Source organism: Epilithonimonas xixisoli, from assembly GCF_004365655.1.
In the GTDB taxonomy this organism is placed as follows: Bacteria; Bacteroidota; Bacteroidia; order Flavobacteriales; family Weeksellaceae; genus Epilithonimonas; species Epilithonimonas xixisoli.
The window spans coordinates 1,022,454-1,038,951 of record NZ_SOEO01000001.1 but is presented as its reverse complement, the minus strand read 5'-3'; the positions used below and the strand labels follow the sequence as shown (position 1 = coordinate 1,038,951).

General features: G+C 37.0%; 12 protein-coding genes. 2 read left to right on the top strand and 10 right to left on the bottom strand.

Going from position 1 to position 16,498, the window contains the following annotated elements:
• Positions 1-11: 11 nt before the first annotated feature.
• Together B0I22_RS16075 and B0I22_RS04725 are read right to left on the bottom strand one after the other, a co-directional pair.
• On the bottom strand, positions 12-7,652 hold the full coding sequence (locus B0I22_RS16075) for an Ig-like domain-containing protein (RefSeq protein WP_166668176.1): 7,641 nt from the start codon (positions 7,650-7,652) through the stop codon (positions 12-14).
• An 82-nt stretch (positions 7,653-7,734) separates the two neighbouring features.
• The gene (locus tag B0I22_RS04725; protein ID WP_133943497.1) at positions 7,735-8,334 is read right to left on the bottom strand and encodes a hypothetical protein; all 600 of its coding nucleotides are present in this window, start codon (positions 8,332-8,334) and stop codon (positions 7,735-7,737) included.
• Positions 8,335-8,840: 506 nt separating this feature from the next.
• Here B0I22_RS04725 and B0I22_RS04720 point away from each other — a divergent pair.
• Positions 8,841-9,323, top strand: coding sequence for a SixA phosphatase family protein (locus B0I22_RS04720; RefSeq protein ID WP_133943496.1), 483 nt, complete (start codon positions 8,841-8,843; stop codon positions 9,321-9,323).
• Positions 9,324-9,406: 83 nt separating this feature from the next.
• Here B0I22_RS04720 and alaS read toward each other — a convergent pair whose 3' ends face one another.
• From alaS to queG, 6 genes are all read right to left on the bottom strand, one after another.
• Entirely contained in the window at positions 9,407-12,010 is a 2,604-nt protein-coding gene (gene alaS / locus B0I22_RS04715) for an alanine--tRNA ligase (protein WP_133943495.1), read from the bottom strand.
• Between the two features lie 201 nt (positions 12,011-12,211).
• Positions 12,212-12,412, bottom strand: coding sequence for a GxxExxY protein (locus tag B0I22_RS16440; RefSeq protein ID WP_342772850.1), 201 nt, complete (start codon positions 12,410-12,412; stop codon positions 12,212-12,214).
• A 41-nt stretch (positions 12,413-12,453) separates the two neighbouring features.
• Positions 12,454-12,588, bottom strand: coding sequence for a GxxExxY protein (locus B0I22_RS16435; protein ID WP_342772843.1), 135 nt, complete (start codon positions 12,586-12,588; stop codon positions 12,454-12,456).
• 133 nt (positions 12,589-12,721) lie between these two features.
• A complete protein-coding gene (locus B0I22_RS04705) occupies positions 12,722-13,366 on the bottom strand; it encodes a murein L,D-transpeptidase catalytic domain-containing protein (protein ID WP_133943960.1) in 645 nt (214 codons plus the stop codon).
• Positions 13,367-13,505: 139 nt separating this feature from the next.
• Positions 13,506-14,183 carry a TIGR02117 family protein gene (locus B0I22_RS04700; protein WP_133943494.1) on the bottom strand — a complete coding sequence of 226 codons (678 nt, stop codon included), beginning with the start codon at positions 14,181-14,183 and terminating at the stop codon, positions 13,506-13,508.
• 239 nt (positions 14,184-14,422) lie between these two features.
• Positions 14,423-15,346, bottom strand: coding sequence for a tRNA epoxyqueuosine(34) reductase QueG (gene queG / locus B0I22_RS04695; protein ID WP_133943493.1), 924 nt, complete (start codon positions 15,344-15,346; stop codon positions 14,423-14,425).
• A 287-nt stretch (positions 15,347-15,633) separates the two neighbouring features.
• On the opposite strand from queG, the gene B0I22_RS04690 reads away from it, so the two are divergent.
• The gene (locus B0I22_RS04690; protein WP_133943492.1) at positions 15,634-15,927 is read left to right on the top strand and encodes a rhodanese-like domain-containing protein; all 294 of its coding nucleotides are present in this window, start codon (positions 15,634-15,636) and stop codon (positions 15,925-15,927) included.
• Between the two features lie 36 nt (positions 15,928-15,963).
• Here the strand turns inward: B0I22_RS04690 and B0I22_RS16070 are convergent, their stop codons facing one another.
• Both B0I22_RS16070 and B0I22_RS16410 read right to left on the bottom strand, forming a co-directional pair.
• Positions 15,964-16,128, bottom strand: a complete 165-nt coding sequence (locus tag B0I22_RS16070; protein ID WP_166668175.1) for a hypothetical protein — start codon at positions 16,126-16,128, stop codon at positions 15,964-15,966.
• 119 nt (positions 16,129-16,247) lie between these two features.
• Positions 16,248-16,373, bottom strand: coding sequence for a hypothetical protein (locus B0I22_RS16410; protein WP_281276568.1), 126 nt, complete (start codon positions 16,371-16,373; stop codon positions 16,248-16,250).
• Positions 16,374-16,498 lie beyond the last annotated feature (125 nt).

Sequence of the window (16,498 nt, the reverse complement as noted above, 5' to 3'; positions counted from 1 at the left end):
TAATGATTTAATTAATTACTGGCTGTATTACAACTTCTCTCAAGACATTTCCAGTTGATTCCGTTATAAAGTTTCACACAAGAATCCTGAATGTCATAAACCAACATTCCTGCGAATGGCGTGGCAATAGAATCCGTCGCTTGAGGTACAAAACTAACGTGAGCTACTCTTGTAATGACTAATCCTTTTTCTTTGGATTCCAAAACAATGTGACCATTCGGGATATTCTGTGGCCAGCCTTCTTGCTTTTGCTGAACAGAGATTCCCACTTTTGTGATTTCTCCTGTTCCTGCAGCAGGTGGCTGTGTACAGTAACAAGCCGCAACAGCACCATTTTTGGAATCTCCAATACTTTGTCCTGTGGCATTGCTATACCCAGATGGAACCGGTGTTGCAAACTGCGGCAATCCAATATTGGCTCCGCCTGTGCTGACACACGTTGTACAAATATTTTGATTAACGTTTGTACTTCCTCCGCTCAAAGTTCCTCCAGAGGTCTGTAATTGAGAAGTTTCTATTATAGCACCTCCCTCCAAAGCATCTGAACAACCATCCGCATCGCTATCCAAATCTAGCCTATCCGGAATTCCATCCATATCAGAATCACATTCCAAATACATATTTACAGCGTAGGTAGGATCTGCAAATCTTGTGGTAGTTGAGAAACCAAAAGTTTTTTGTCCAAAATTCATATTGGCGAATCTCCATTGTCCAATCTTGATGTTTGCATTGTTGCTATCTTCAGGCTGGAGATTGGCAAGTGTTTTAGCAGTAGCAGTCAGATTTGTTGACCATTGTGCTGATGGAGTCTGATTATCTTGTCCTGGAATACCAGTTCCAGTGATAGGGATAACAGTGTCACCATCATAGATGTGAATTGTTTTGCTGTCACTGCCATAATATTCAGGATTTTGAGTCATTAATACAAAAGCACTCATAGTTCCTGTGACTCTCCACACAGACTGTGATTCTCCAAATTTAGTCCACCAAGCGTCCTGAGTTGGATGCACAGATGCATTTGTAATTGAAATGACAACCGCACCTGAATTAGCAGGATAACCAAATTTAGTACTTATATCTCTGGTTATATTTTGGTTTTTAACACCTAAACCTAATCCAAAATCTGAAGGCATAATACCCAACAATCTACCTGCGCCAAATGCAGTAAGCAAATCTCCAAAAGTATTGCTACATTCTGCAGTATCCAAAATCCCGTCATTATCATCATCTACATCTTGCCAATCTGGAATGCCGTCACCGTCAGAATCCAGACAATCGTTCTTTGAAGAGGCTTGAGAATTCCCAACTGTTTGACCTGTGGTAGCAATGGTTGGAACTCCCATTGTCGTTGCTGTATTCCCAACTGTATTCCCAAGGTTTTGATTTGGTGTTTGTGTAGAAAGCGCACCAGAAGCATTTACCAAATTTGTGCTGGTAAAAGTTCCTCCTCCTTCTACTGCATCTGTACATCCGTCACCGTCGCTATCAAGATCTAAACGGTTAGGGATACCATCTCCATCCGAGTCGCAAATTGCCTCTACAGAAAAAGTATAGAAAAACCCATCCGTTACACTTGATGAATTAGGCTCATCATATCTCTCAAAAATGATTTGTGTGATGGGAGCTCCATTGATACTCGTGATTCTTATAGAACCGTACCCATCTCTGGTTTCTACACCGACACTTGAAGTAGCTGGATCAGAGTCATAAAGCTGTCTTGTAACCGGGTCATAGATCATCTGTGTTCCTCCACTCAAGCGCTCTTCTCTATGGCTTCCTACAAAACGTGTTCTCATATAGTCCCAATTGGCAAGTTGAAGTGTGATACTTTCAACCGGTTGATCCAATGTGAGAGTATATCTTGTAAAGTTACTAGTGTTATTGAAACCAGTAATACCTTCGCTAATCATACTCTGGGTTGCAGATCCTGCGGGTGTGAAAACTGAAGAATTGGAAAAATTTAAAGTAGAAAAATTTAATGCAGAATTAACTGTTGTTCCATTGTTAGTTCTAATGAGCGTTCCTGTTACACTTCCCCATCTGATATTGGCAACTGTAGCTATTGGATCTGCTGCTCCAGTAATTGTAGTCGCAGTATAATCAGCATAAACAGGGGGACACTCAGCCGAATCTAAAATTCCGTCGTTGTCATCATCTAAATCTTCCCAGTCCGGAACACCATCTCCGTCAGAATCCAGACAGTCGTTCTTTGAAAGTGACTGAGAATTCCCGATTGTTTGCCCTGTGGTAGCAATAGTTGGAACACCCATTGTAGTTGCCGTGTTTCCAACAGTATTTCCAAGATTTTGATTTGGTGTTTGTGTAGCAATAGTTCCTGTAGCAGTCACCAGATTCGCAGTTGTAAATGCGGCTCCACCTTCTATGGCATCTGTACAACCATCACCATCCGAATCTAAATCTAAATGATTTGGAATCCCATCGCCATCAGTATCAGCACTACAAATTCCAGGTTTTGGATTTGCAGAAGGAATGTAAGACGCTGCAACTACGGATGCTATTTCTTGAATTGCAACTGTTCCCAAAAGACTATTTGTTGCATTTCCGTTAGAAACCGTTCCTATATATCGTATTTGATAATATCGATATGGTGTCGATGATGTTACTGTAAAAGTAACGCCTGGATTTGTATTCAGTAATACACCTGCGGTACTTGATACTGGCACATAGCTCACTCCATCTGTGGAACCATACAAAACACCATATCTAGATGTCGGCGTCATCCCATTTGCAGCTTGCGTAACTGTCAATGTTGATAAAGGTATAGCTGTTGGATAAGTAATAGTGAAGATCGCTGTTCCAGGAGTAATAGTCTGAGCCGCTGCAAAATTGAATGGATTTGCATCAGCAGTAATTCCATTAAATAAAGTAGGAATATTGTTTCCAGCCAGCGGATCTGGTGCAACTCCATTGAAAGGAGAAACTACGCTTGAAATCACGTTTGCTTCTGCCGATGTGTAAAAACAGCTCGGAGATTCTATGGCATCTAAAATTCCATCATTATCATCATCTAAATCCTCATGATTTGGAACACCATCTCCATCGCTATCCAAACAATCATTGATGTTTGAGTTTTGAGAATTTCCAATCCCTTGACCTGCGTTAGCAATAGTTGGCACTCCATAACTTGGAGAACCAGAAGTTGTATTCACGGTATTACCAAGATTCTGAATTACGGGTTGATTGTGATTACCACTCGTTGCTCCAGAATTACCTCCAGGCATAGATGAGTTGACAAGATTTGAAGATGTAATAGTGGTAGAAGCACCCTCTATTGCATCTGGGCAGCCATCATTATCCGAATCCAAATCTAGATAATTCGGAATCCCATCGCCATCTGTATCATTCAAATAACATATACCAGCAGTTTTAGACGTTCCTATGTTTATGGTCGTATTATATAGATTTTCTTCAACTAATAAGACTGAAATCTCATCACCCGCAACAACCGAAATGGTAGCAAAACCGTTTAGAGGTGCTACGTTGTAAACATCTTGTTGTTGATTGACCTTAACTCCGTTCTTATAAATAAAAACGTGATCATCACCGTACGTTAAATTGAAAACATAAGTACCAGCCTCTCTGTACTCTATTGTTTTTCTGAATAATACAGCAAAATCTTCATTCGTAGCTGCAGAAGATATTGGCGTTCCTGAAAAGTTTATAACTTTTGGATGGGTTGCATTGATTCCGTAAGGTGTTACAGTGAAATTGATGCTAAATGCATTATTAGTCCCCGCAAATTCATTATAATCAAAAGTTGCTATCGGTGCGTAACTAGCTGTTGGGAATGATGTAGAAGCTGAAATTTGAGTCCAAGCATTGATAACAGGAGCATCATAAACTGTTGCTTTCCAACCTGTTAAACTCAATGGAGAATTGGCAGTACAAATACCTTCTACTGAATCTAAAATTCCATCATTATCATCATCCAAATCTGCAACATCCGGAATACCGTCGCCATCAGAATCCAAACATTCATTAAGCAAATTGTTTTGAGAATCGCCTAGAGATTGTCCCGCACCAACGATAGTTGGAACACCATAGCTTGCAGATCCTGCAGTTGTGTTAACAGCGTTTCCAAGATTTTGATTGGGAGCTGTAGATCCAAATCCCACACTAACTGTACCTGTTGAATTTACCAACTGTCCAATTGTAATATTTGCGCCACCTTCATAAGCATCTGTACAACCGTCGTTATCAGAATCTAAATCCAAATGATTTGGAATCCCATCGGCATCCGTATCTGCACTACAAATTCCTGGTTTTGGATTTGCAGAAGGAATGTAAGACGCTGCAATTACAGATGCTATTTCTTGAATTGCAACTGTTCCCAAAAGACTATTTGTTGTATTTCCGTTAGAAGCAGTTCCTATATACCGTATTTGATAATATCGATATGGGGTTGATGATGTTACTGTAAATGCAACTGAACTTGCATTCAGTAATATACCCGCTGTATTTGATACTGGAACATAACTCACTCCATCTGTGGAACCGTACAAAACACCATATCTGGATGCCGGCGTCATCCCATTTGCAGTTTGTGTAACTGTCAATGTTGATAAAGCAATAGCAGTTGGATAAGTAATCGTGAAGATTGCTGTTCCAGGAGTAATAGTCTGAGCCGCTGCAAAATTGAATGGATTTGCATCAGCAGTACTTCCATTAAATAAAGTAGGAATATTGTTTCCAGCCAGCGGATCTGGCGCCACTCCATTAAAAGGAGAAACTACGCTTGAAATTGCGTTTGCTTCCGCCGAGGTATAAAAACAGTTCGGAGATTCTACAGCATCTAAAATTCCATCATTATCATCATCCAAATCCGCATGATCGGGAACACCATCTCCGTCAGAATCTAAACAGTCATTCTTGGTTGAATTTTGAGATTCTCCCAAGCCTTGTCCTGCGCCAGCAATAGTAGGTACTCCATAACTTGGAGATCCCACAGTTGTGTTTACTGTATTACCAAGATTTTGATTAGGCGTCTGTGTGGAGATTGATCCTGTTGCGGTCACAAGATTGGCAGGTGTAAAAGTTGCCGCTCCTTCTATAGCATCTGTACATCCATCACCATCAGAATCTAAATCCAAATGGTTTGGAATGCCATCTCCATCTGAGTCTGATGTACAAACTCCTGGTTTTTGATTTGCAGAAGGAACATACGCAGCAGCATTGAAATCACCTGTTATTTCTCTTATATTTCCTGTCCCGATGATTCCCGATGTAGTATTTCCTGCAGCAACTGTTCCAACATATCTTACTTGATAATATTTGTATGAAACAGTAGGTGTCAAATTAGGAAATGTTTTAATCCCTGTGTTATCCACACGAATACCACCTCCAGCAGCAGATAAAGCGGTATAATTAACACCATCATTTGAACCGAATAATTTTCCAAATCTGTTGGTGCCAGCAGTCATCAATCCGGAAGCAAGCTGATCTACATTCAAATTAGTTAATGCAACCGGAACGATATATTCTACAGTCAACAACGCATCATCTGGGTTTACAATTTGCGAACCGCCGAAGTTAAACACTGTCGCTGTAGAAGCATCATACAAATTGGGAATATTAGTTCCTGCAGAAGGATTAAATTTGGATTTTACAGAAGTGATTACGTTGGCTTCAGTAGCATTATAGAAACAATTTGGTGATTCTAAAGCATCTAATATTCCATCGTTATCATCATCCAAATCTTGCCAATTGGGAATGCCATCTGCATCGCTATCCAAACAGTCATTTTTTGTAGCATCCGCAGATTGACCTAAGCCTTGTCCCGTGCCTGCGACCGTAGGAATTCCTCTTGTTGTAGCCGTGCTCCCAACAGTATTTCCAAGATTTTGAATAACTGGCTGGTTGTGAGTTCCGCTGGTTGCACCACTATTTCCACCTGGCATAGAGGAGTTTACCAATGTTGTTAAATTTCCCGCACCTTCAATGGCATCTGGGCAACCATCATTATCACTATCCAAATCTAAACGATCCGGAATTCCATCTCCATCTGTATCTTTGGAACCATTACACTCCTGCCCTGTTTGTGGTACAAAGGAGTAAGTTCCTGTATCCTCCAAATCCCAATATTGAAGTGTAATTCTGGAAATTAGATAGCCTGTAAGATTAAAACGTATTGTTCCTACTGTCCCCGATGTATCCGAGCCAGTTGTATCTTGAAAATAATTATTCGTAGTGCTATAACTTACAGATCCTGGCGTAAGTATTGTGTACATAGAACTTACGATAGGAATGACATTACCATTTTGATCGTATAATATAACTCTAATAATGTCTCCTGCATCTACATCGTGGAGGCTAAAATTAAAATTACTCACAGGAGCAGAAAAAGTATAATTAGATTCTATTCTGTTATCTTCTGTCCTTGTTGTATTATTTGGGTGTCCTAATCGTATTCCCACTTCTCCTGGCACGTGATTATCACTTATTTCATTAATATTAATATTCCCGTTTCCAAACGTGGTGTGCGTCACAAGCATTCTGGAAGTACCGACCGTAATGTTGTTTGCACTAAGTACTGCCTGAGAAGTACTCTGACCATTGTAAACTGATAGATTAGTGACTTTATTGATACAATCTGCTTCATCAGTATCCAAAATCCCATCATTATCATCATCCAAATCCACATCATCGGTCACCCCATCACCATCTGAATCTAAGCTTACAAAGACAAAAATATTTGCTGGTGATGAGGTTGCTGGTGCAGAAGTAACAGGCGTAGATCCCGGCACTGTATAATTATCATCAACTGTGTAAGGTATCGTGGCTGTCCCATAAAAATAAGGCGCTGGTGTAAAGGTAACATCGCCCACAGTGTTAACTGACCAAGATCCTTGTGCATTGGAAAATGTTTTTTGAAGTCCCGGCGTCGATGGATCCAAATCTACAGAATTAACATTCAGAGAACCACCTGGATCAGAATCATTCGTCAAAATATTGAACGTAATGGGATTAGTTCCTATTACTGTACGACTATCGTTCACAGCAATTGGAACTGAGTTGATAGCGTTCACCGTAAGAGAAATGTTCACAGCTTCATAGCCCGCAGTTCCAGCTCCGTTAGCTCCTGGATAAAATGTAAGTGTTCTGGATGTAGATGTAGCTGTAAATCTTAGCTTTTTCACGCCCCAACTGTTTTGGGTGACATCGTTGATCGCTACTCTAGTTCCGCCTTCGATTTCGAAGAAAAACTGATCGATGTAAGTACGGCTGTAAGCTCCGCTCGCAGTTCCTGTTAGCGCAGCCATAGAATAGACAATTACTTCGTATTCTTTACCTATTTCCAAACTAGAAATAGTAGTTCTGATGATTTCTTCGGCTCCCGCACCTCCTACATCTCGAATTGTAATCCAATGCGTATGACCATTGGGAGGCAGAGGTAAAGGTCTTCCAGTCCAAAGACCACCATTAGTCGTTGCTGCGGCATTGTTGGCATCAGAAACATCTGGTGTTCCCAATACTTTTGTCCAGCCAACGTTTGGAACGCAATCCCAACAGTTGGTAGTACCTAATGAAGATGGTACACTTTGGGAGAGCATAAGATTCGGGAAAAAAGCGATAAGAATCAGCAAGATTTTCCAAAACCTGTTTGTATTATTTTTAGAGTAAAATTCCTCCATTTTTATAATTGTATAAAAAATTAGTAATAAAAGGATTGATCTCTTCCTTGACTAAGAAAGAGAATTTTCAAAAAATGAAATTTTAACTCAAAAACGGCGGAGGTCTTACAGAGAATGTCGTAAGATGAAGATTGGAAAAAATAAAATCAGAATACAAAAATAATTCTGGTTCTATATTGATACTGGTATTTTTAAAATCAAAAAGAAACAATGTTACAATACCATTATTCGTTTTTTCTTGGGAAGAAAAATTTAGGATTGCAAAGCTTGCTTTTGTGAGTGTAGAAAAATGAATCTGCGAAGGAATAGCGCCAGAAAAATGATAATCATTCACATATTTCTTTTGTTCCACTTTTTTCAGCGGTTTTACCACTGATTTTTTAGTGGCTAAAAGTTTTTTTGGAGCTGAAAAATGATTGTCTTTAGAGGTTTGCTTTGGCGCCTCAATTTGGACAATTGTCAACTTCTGATCTGTCGTATTTACAATCGTAGTCCCAGCCGTTACATAGATTTTTACTTGAGATGGATTGCTGATTTCAATTTGATCAACTGATTCAATTTTTTCCACAGAAGCCGAATCATTCTCAACTTCAACATTTTCCCCATTTTCAATCTCAACGTGGGCAGAAACCAAACAAAAAAAACATAAAAATAAAAGTCCAAAAAACTTTTTCTTACTCAAAAGAAAGAATGAAAAAAGATGATTTGAAAAATGCTTTTCTGTTCCCACAACTGTTTACAAGTAAAAAAAATGATATTTCAAACATCAAAACAATGCAGATTCGCAGCAACTTTCTAATGTTTTAAAGTATTGATTGATAATCATTTATTTAAGCGGTAAATATAAATTAAAATAAATCACAAATCAAAAACTTTATAACAATAAGTTGATATTAATACAAATATCAAGACATTAAACAAATATTTATTCAATATTCACAATAGTAACAGTAAAAATTGTGAAAAATTTCAACTTAATGCATACAAGATAAATCTTAGAGAATAATTAAGATATCAATGATAAATTGGCTTCAAAAAATGTAACAAGATGGATAATAAAAGATCGCAGACTCATTTTTTCTACAACATTTTTATGTCCTTTATCATCATTGAGGAAATTTTATAACAAAAAAGCATTCAAATATCAAAAATATTATCTAATTTTAATTTTATATTAATTATTTCTGAATGAAAACACTTTTACTCGTGAGACATTCCAAAAGCGATTGGCCTGTAGATGTTCAAGATTTTGATCGTCCGCTCAACGATTTAGGTAGAATCAACGCCCCAAAAATGGCTCGTCTTCTCAAAGACAAATCGGTAGAAATAGACGCGTTCATCACAAGTCCGGCAGAACGTGCGAAGCAAACGTGTGAGCTTTTTTCAGAAGTTTTTCAGAAACATTACGACACAGATGCGACACTTTACAATCCGCGAGAGAGCAATTTTGAAAGCTTAATTTTTGGTTTAGATAATTCCATCAATTCAGTAGCATTGTTTTCTCACAACAATGGCATTTCCAACTTTGCCAACTCTTTGACAGACGAAATTGTGAATCTCCCAACTTCCGGTGTTGTTGCTTATCAAATAGATTGCGACAATTGGAGTAATTTTGCGACGGCTAAAAAGAAATTCTTATATTTTTATTCGCCAAAGAATTTTGCTAAATAATTATTTATTTTATTAAGATTTATAATAAAAAAACGTCTCGAAATTTCGAGACGCTTTTAGTTTTGTGTAATAAAATTTGAAAATTAAATTTCCAAAGCTTTCTGATAAGCATTATCAATCCCTGCAAGATTTTTTCCGCCGGCAGTTGCAAATCCTGCGTTTCCTCCGCCTCCGCCTTGGATTTCTTTTGCCAATTCTTTCACGATATTTCCAGCGTGATAAGTTGATTCCAAATCCGTAGAAACACCAACAGTTACCATTGGTTTTTCGCCTGCATCAGAAATAATGATGATGACAGAATTTGGTGTATCTTTTTTCAGTTGGAAAACGATGTCTTTCACAGAACCTGCATCCAGAGACGTTTTCTTTACTAATAATTTCTTCCCGTTCTTATCTTCGAAATCATTTTTCCAATTTTGAATTTCTCCTTTCGCCTTTTCTTTTTTGAATGAATCAATTTCAGATTTTAAAGCCGAATTTTCTTCCAACAATTTTTCAATTGATTTGATTAAATCTTTTGATTTTAATAATTGCGAAATTTCAGAAACTTGAGTTTCCAAATTCTTGAAATATTCTTCAGACTTTTCTCCGGAAATTGCTTCAATCCTTCTGATTCCCGCAGCCGTTGAACTTTCTGAAGTCAGTTTGAAATGTCCGATTTCGCTCGTAGTTTTCACGTGTGTTCCACCACATAATTCTTTTGAACTTCCGAACTGAATCATTCTTACATTATCGCCATATTTCTCTCCGAAAAGCGCCATTGCGCCTTTGTCCAAAGCCTCCTGAATCGGAATATTTCTGAATTCCTGCAAAGCCAAATTCTCTTTGATTTTCGCATTTACTTTTTCCTCAACCAAAGCCAATTCTCCCTCCGTCATTTTACTGAAATGTGAAAAATCGAATCTTAAATAATCAGGACCAACATAAGAACCTTTCTGCTCCACGTGCGTTCCAAGAACTTCTCTCAAAGCTTCGTGCAACAAGTGCGTCGCAGAGTGATTGGCTTGAGAATTTTTTCTGTCAGCCACATTCACTTTGGCATAGAAAACTGCACCTGCATCTTTCGGAAGTCCATTAATTAAAGAAATGATCAATCCATTTTCTTTCTTAGTTTCCAAAACTTCTAAACTTTCGGTTGCATTTTCGAGAACGCCTTTGTCGCCAACTTGTCCACCACCTTCCGGATAGAAAGGAGAATTACTCAAAACAATTTGATAAAATTCGCCGTCTTTATTTTCTATTTTTCTATATCTTGTGATGTAAGTTTCGGATTCTAAAACATCGTAACCAACGAATGTTTCAGGCTTTTCTTCCAAAACAACCCAGTCATAAACTTTCGCCGCCGAATCTTTTTTGGAACGTTGCTTTTGTTTCGCCATTTCGGCTTCGAAACCAGCTTCATCGATTGTCAAACCTTTTTCTTCTGCGATGATTCTCGTCAGATCATCTGGGAAACCATAAGTATCATACAATTCGAAAACCTCTTCGCTTGGTAGAACTTTCTTGCCTTCAGAAATGGTTTGTTGAATTAATTTTTCAACTCTAATTAAACCGTTTTCTATTGTTTTAAGGAAAGATTCTTCTTCACTTTTGATCACTTCTGTAACTAGATTTCCTTGTTTTTCAAGTTCGGGGAAAAATGCGCCCATTTGATTTTGAAGAACAGCTACCAATTCAAAAAGGAAAGGTTCTTTTCTATCCAAAAATCTGTAAGCGTAAGAAATTCCTCTTCTCAAAATCCTTCTGATGACGTAACCTGCGCCACCATTGGAAGGCAATTGTCCGTCAGCAATCGCAAATGAAACCGCACGGATGTGATCTACAACCACACGGATGGCGATGTCTTTTTCGTCCGTTAGAATTCCTGTATATTTTTTACCCGAAAGTTCCTCAACCTTAGCGATCAAAGGCGTGAAAACGTCGGTGTCATAATTGGATTCTTTTTGCTGAAGCGCCATACAAAGACGCTCAAATCCCATTCCTGTATCGATGTGTTTCGCAGGAAGATTTTCCAAACTTCCATCTGCTTTTCTATTGAATTGCATAAAAACGAGATTCCAGATCTCTACCACTTGAGGATGATCATTGTTCACCAATTCTAATCCTGAAACTTTCGCTTTTTCTTCCGGAGTTCTCAAATCAACGTGAATTTCAGAACAAGGTCCGCAAGGTCCACTCGCTCCCATTTCCCAGAAATTATCTTTTTTATTTCCATTGATGATTCTATCTTCGGAAATGAATTGTTTCCACAAATCGTAAGCTTCTGTATCTCTTTCAAGATTCTCTTTTTCGTCGCCTTCAAAGATGGTCACATAAAGATTTTCTTTCGGAATTTTGTAAACTTCGGTTAGTAATTCCCACGCCCAAGTAATTGCTTCTTTTTTGAAATAATCGCCAAAACTCCAGTTCCCCAACATCTCAAACATCGTGTGGTGATAGGTATCACGACCAACATCGTCCAAATCATTGTGTTTTCCGGAAACTCTAAGACATTTTTGAGTATCTGCAATTCTGGAAGATTTAGGTTCTTTGTAGCCTAAAAAATAGTCCTTAAACTGTGTCATTCCGGAATTGGAAAACATCAGTGTTGGGTCATCTTTAAGAACAATTGGCGCAGAAGGAACAATGAGATGTTCTTTGCTTTTGAAAAAATCTAAAAATTGCTGTCTTATTTCTTGTGAAGTCATAGTTTGGGCTTTTGGCATTTAGCGTTTTGCTAATTGCTTTTTATAGGTTGCGAATTTAAGAAATTTTGGGTTAAAATATGAGATATTGTATTATTTCGATATTGTTTCTTAATAGGAAATTTAAACGCAAAGACTTTTTATAGTTTTGTGATTTTAAGTGAGCAAAGATTAATCAATGAATTGATTTGATTAAGCGTGATTTTATAATTTGTTTACAATTCTGTGGATTCCGTCTTTTAAAAGTGGTGTGTTGAAATTGATTAAAAGAGCAAGCTTAAGACCTGTTAATTTCAAATAGGTTTTTGTTTGAAAATGGTCGATTGGATGCAGTTCACGCACAGCTTTGTTTTCAACAATCAGTTTATCTTCAACTATCATATCGACTTTGTAAGCTTTGTTTATCTTGATGCCTTTATAAATTGTTGATAGAAAAACTTGAGTTTTTACATAAGACCTAATTGTTGTAATTCATAAAGAAGTGCAGATTCATACGCACTTTCAAGTAATCCAACTCCTAAAGTTCTGTGAACTTCAATTGCCGCTCCTATAACTTTATAGGACAATTCATTTTCAGTCATACAATTTTGTGTTTTTAATTTATTGCCTTCATCAATGCAGATTCATCTGCCTATGCTTCCTTAAATATATGAATTTATTAAAAAAAACTTTGCGTTTAAAAATTTTCATCAAGTAGCAAAAATTCAATCAAATTTAATTATAGATCCACATCAAAACAGGCTTCTTAGAATTTTTCAGCACTTGATCAATTTGTTTGAAAGCATTATTGGAAACTGTGGGACAACCCCAACCTTCGGGTGAGCCTTTTGGATAGACTTCTTCATCGCTCATCTTTTCCCAAGAATGAAAAACGATGATTCTTTTCAAAGCGTTGTTATTTGTTTCTTCTAAACCGTGCATCAGATATTTGACGTGAACGCCCCAATTGCTGTAACCTCTGGCTCCTAATTTATATTTTCCTAATGACGAAAGATGGCTATTATCTTCGTTGCTGAAACTTGGGTTTTCTTTTGTGTCATCTGCACTCCAAGAAGAATTTCCGCAACCGTGACCAACTAAATATTCATTGGTAATTATATCTTTTTTGAAATCATAAATAAAAAAACGTTTCAACCCGGAATGCAAACTCATATCGATTAGGATACAAAAATCTGTGTTGAAGTTTTTGGCTTTGCAGAATTCTAAAGCTTCTTTGGCTTTTTGATTTGTTTTCGAAAGATCGATTTTTGGCTTTGAAATAACGACTGAATCAGCGACAACTGGATTTGGCTGGTTCGATTTTTCTTTTTGGCAGCCGAAAATAATTGTAGAGAAAAATAGACAAAAAATGAACTTCATAGAAAAAGTGAAACTGATTTGAAATGTTGAACTATCGCAGCCCGACTTGAGTGGAGCTCTTTTTTGCATTGGGTTTAGCTTGGCAAAAAAAGCGGGAACGGAAGGCGGAAAAGCTGCCCAAATATTTATTGATGTTATTCTATTTATAATGTCTGAAAATCCCGAAATCTGTTGGCGTCCAGAATGCGGCTTTTTGACCCGCAGCTTTCAGTCCGTCGTTTGCCCACGTGTTGCAAGTGTAGGTGAAGTTGTAGCTTCCTTTTGCATCGTAGAACGCATCATTCTTGTCATAGACGGCGTCGGTTTTTATCAGAATATATTTTCCTTCTGAATCTTTATCAAACCTATCGTCTATGAATTTGATTAAATCTTGATATTGCTTTTCTGTGAGCATTATTTTTTTGCAATCATCAGCGACTGTCATTTTTTTGTAATAAGTGCAGTGCATCGCAGATTCGCTAAGCCAAAATGCGGCATTGAAAGCGGTAGAAAATTTGAGTTCTGCCCAGGTTGGTGTATCGAGGTAGAAACCTTTGTCTCCCCAGCCAAAGGCTATGAAATTCTGGTCTGAATCTTTTCCTTTGGTATTTTCAATAGGTAATTTCTGGCTCCAATCGATGTATTTTGACTTCACAGGAAGTACCAAATCCGTATGAACGCCGTTGGTCAAAATGTAGGCTTCTATAATTTTTGGCTCGTTGGTTTCCTTCGCTTTTACGGGAATCAAAGGGAGTAACAAGCTTAATATAATGTACAAAAAAACGACTCCAATCAAGAAGCCGATTATTTTAAGAATTAGAAATAACATTTTTTTCATTGTATGGTTTTTGCCAGAGCGTCGAACTATAAAGTTAATAAAATATCTGACACAAAATGAAAATGTTAATTTTTTTTAATAAATCTTGGTTTTATGGAATTTTAGTTTGAAATTTATTAGCGAAAAAGTAATAAAATATGCCGAAAAATCGCCAATCCAACAAAAGACAAAAAATCAGAGTGAAAGTTGCCCCGAAAAGAGTTCAGAAAAGAAAATGATTTTAGAAGGCTTCGAGAACCTCAGCCTGACAAGAAATCGAGATTCCTTTTAAGTCCGGAAAACTTAGTTCTCTTCACTGCTGACTTTTTGAAAACCGAGGAAAATATTTCTTGGGTAATGTCTTTCCACTCTTGTTTTGTGAAGTTTTTGATTTCAGAATTTGGTCGGAATTTCTCTTCCAAAGTTGGTGCAGAAAATCTGTTCCACGGACAAACGTCTTGACAAATGTCGCAACCGAACATCCAATCTTCCATTTTGTCCTTGAAAAAATCAGGAATTTGGTCCTTCAGCTCTATCGTGGCGTAGGAAATACACTTGCTTCCGTCGATGATTTTATCAGAAATTATTGCCTGAGTTGGGCAAGCATCGATGCACTTCGTACAACTTCCGCAATGATCTGTAACCGGCGAATCTTGAATCAAATCCAAATCGCAAATAATCTCTGCCAAAAAATAGAACGAACCGTTCTTTTTGGTAATTAAATTCGAGTTTTTTCCAACCCAGCCAATTCCAGATTTCTTAGCCCAAGCTTTTTCTAAAACCGGCGCAGAATCTACAAAAACTCGAAAAGAAAACTCCCCTATTTCAGATTGAAGTTCGGCAACCAAATTTCTCAATTTATCTTTGATAACTTCGTGATAATCTTCGCCGTAAGCGTATTTTGAGAGTTTGAAATCTGTATTGGTTTGAAGTTCCTCAGGAAAATAATTATAACTCAGAGAAATCACAGATTTGGAGCCTTCAACCAATAATCTCGGGTCCAATCTTTTATCAAAATGATTTTCCATATAGCGCATCTCGCCATTGAAATTGTTCTTCAGCCATTTTTCCAAATTTGGCGCTTCTTCTTCCAAGAAATCTGCTTTGGAAATACCACAAGACTGAAACCCGAAAGCCAAAGCTTTGGATTTTATCAGACTGCTGTATTTCTCTTGGTTACTCATATTACAGCACAAAAATAATGTTTTAAATTTTGATGTTTTTGTGAAAGAATATTTAGAGCCATTTTAAATTTACATTGAAAAGTTTTATTAACCACATAGGCACATAGTTTTTGTATAGATTTAAGATAAAATAGTTGTGTGTTTAGTCCTATTTTATCTTTGTAAATCCGAATATTGCGCTTTTTCTATGTGTCTATGTGGTTTTACTAATTTTTAAATAAGCTTTTAATATTTTAAAAATTTAAATTGTAATTTTGTTAATATTAATAATGTAAAAAATAAAAATTATGGCAATAGAAGATGTATTAAAAGCTGGAAACTATCACTTGATTGATGTTCGCGAACCTTTGGAATTGGAAATGGATGGAAATATTGCGGAAGCTAATAATATTCCTTTAGGCGATATCGAAGCTCACATCGATGAAATCAGAGCTTTGGACGGCAATGTAATTTTCTTCTGCAGATCGGGAAACAGATCGGGAAAAGCGACAGATTTTTACAAATCTCAAGGTTTTGACAACGTTTACAACGGCGGTGGATACAATGATCTTAGCGCAACATTGAAATTTATAAATCATTAATTTATAAAAAGAAAGCGGGAAATCATTCCCGCTTTTTTAGTTTTTACCCCTGGATAATAACCATAATACTAAACCGACGATGCCGACTACGAGGATTATTCCCCACCACATTCCGGCTTTGAAAATAGTTTCTACGGCTTCACAACTTGTCAACATTCCTGCTAATAAAAACAAGGGAATGAAATTGATATATTTTTTCATAGTATAAATATTTTGCTGATAAATTCAAAACTTAAGCCAAAAGAGAATATTTCATTTAATTAATTGCCATTATGAATATGAATCAATAAAAAATCCATCAGTAATTGATGGATGAATTTTTAGTTTTGAGGAATCTGTTTGGGTTGAGTTTTTCGGGACATTCTCTCCTCTACTTTTTTGACGATGTAACCAATTACAATTGGAGCAACCCAAGTCAAAGCCATTCTTAATAATCTTGATTTCATTTTTTTTAATTTTAAAGAATATTACAAGAAATACGCCATTATAATTCTAACATAGAAATATTATTGTCCAGAAATTTGAAATCTGCAAAACTTTAGAATATAAACCAATTTCAATAACTTATCTT

Coding starts and splice junctions, on each gene's coding strand:
- B0I22_RS16075 (WP_166668176.1), bottom strand. CDS start 7,652: ATGGAGGAATTTTACTCTAAAAATAATACAAACAGGTTTTGGAAAATC.
- B0I22_RS04720 (WP_133943496.1), top strand. CDS start 8,841: ATGAAAACACTTTTACTCGTGAGACATTCCAAAAGCGATTGGCCTGTA.
- alaS (WP_133943495.1), bottom strand. CDS start 12,010: ATGACTTCACAAGAAATAAGACAGCAATTTTTAGATTTTTTCAAAAGC.
- B0I22_RS16435 (WP_342772843.1), bottom strand. CDS start 12,588: ATGACTGAAAATGAATTGTCCTATAAAGTTATAGGAGCGGCAATTGAA.
- B0I22_RS04705 (WP_133943960.1), bottom strand. CDS start 13,366: ATGAAGTTCATTTTTTGTCTATTTTTCTCTACAATTATTTTCGGCTGC.
- B0I22_RS04700 (WP_133943494.1), bottom strand. CDS start 14,183: ATGAAAAAAATGTTATTTCTAATTCTTAAAATAATCGGCTTCTTGATT.
- queG (WP_133943493.1), bottom strand. CDS start 15,346: ATGAGTAACCAAGAGAAATACAGCAGTCTGATAAAATCCAAAGCTTTG.
- B0I22_RS04690 (WP_133943492.1), top strand. CDS start 15,634: ATGGCAATAGAAGATGTATTAAAAGCTGGAAACTATCACTTGATTGAT.
- B0I22_RS16070 (WP_166668175.1), bottom strand. CDS start 16,128: ATGAAAAAATATATCAATTTCATTCCCTTGTTTTTATTAGCAGGAATG.
- B0I22_RS16410 (WP_281276568.1), bottom strand. CDS start 16,373: ATGAAATCAAGATTATTAAGAATGGCTTTGACTTGGGTTGCTCCAATT.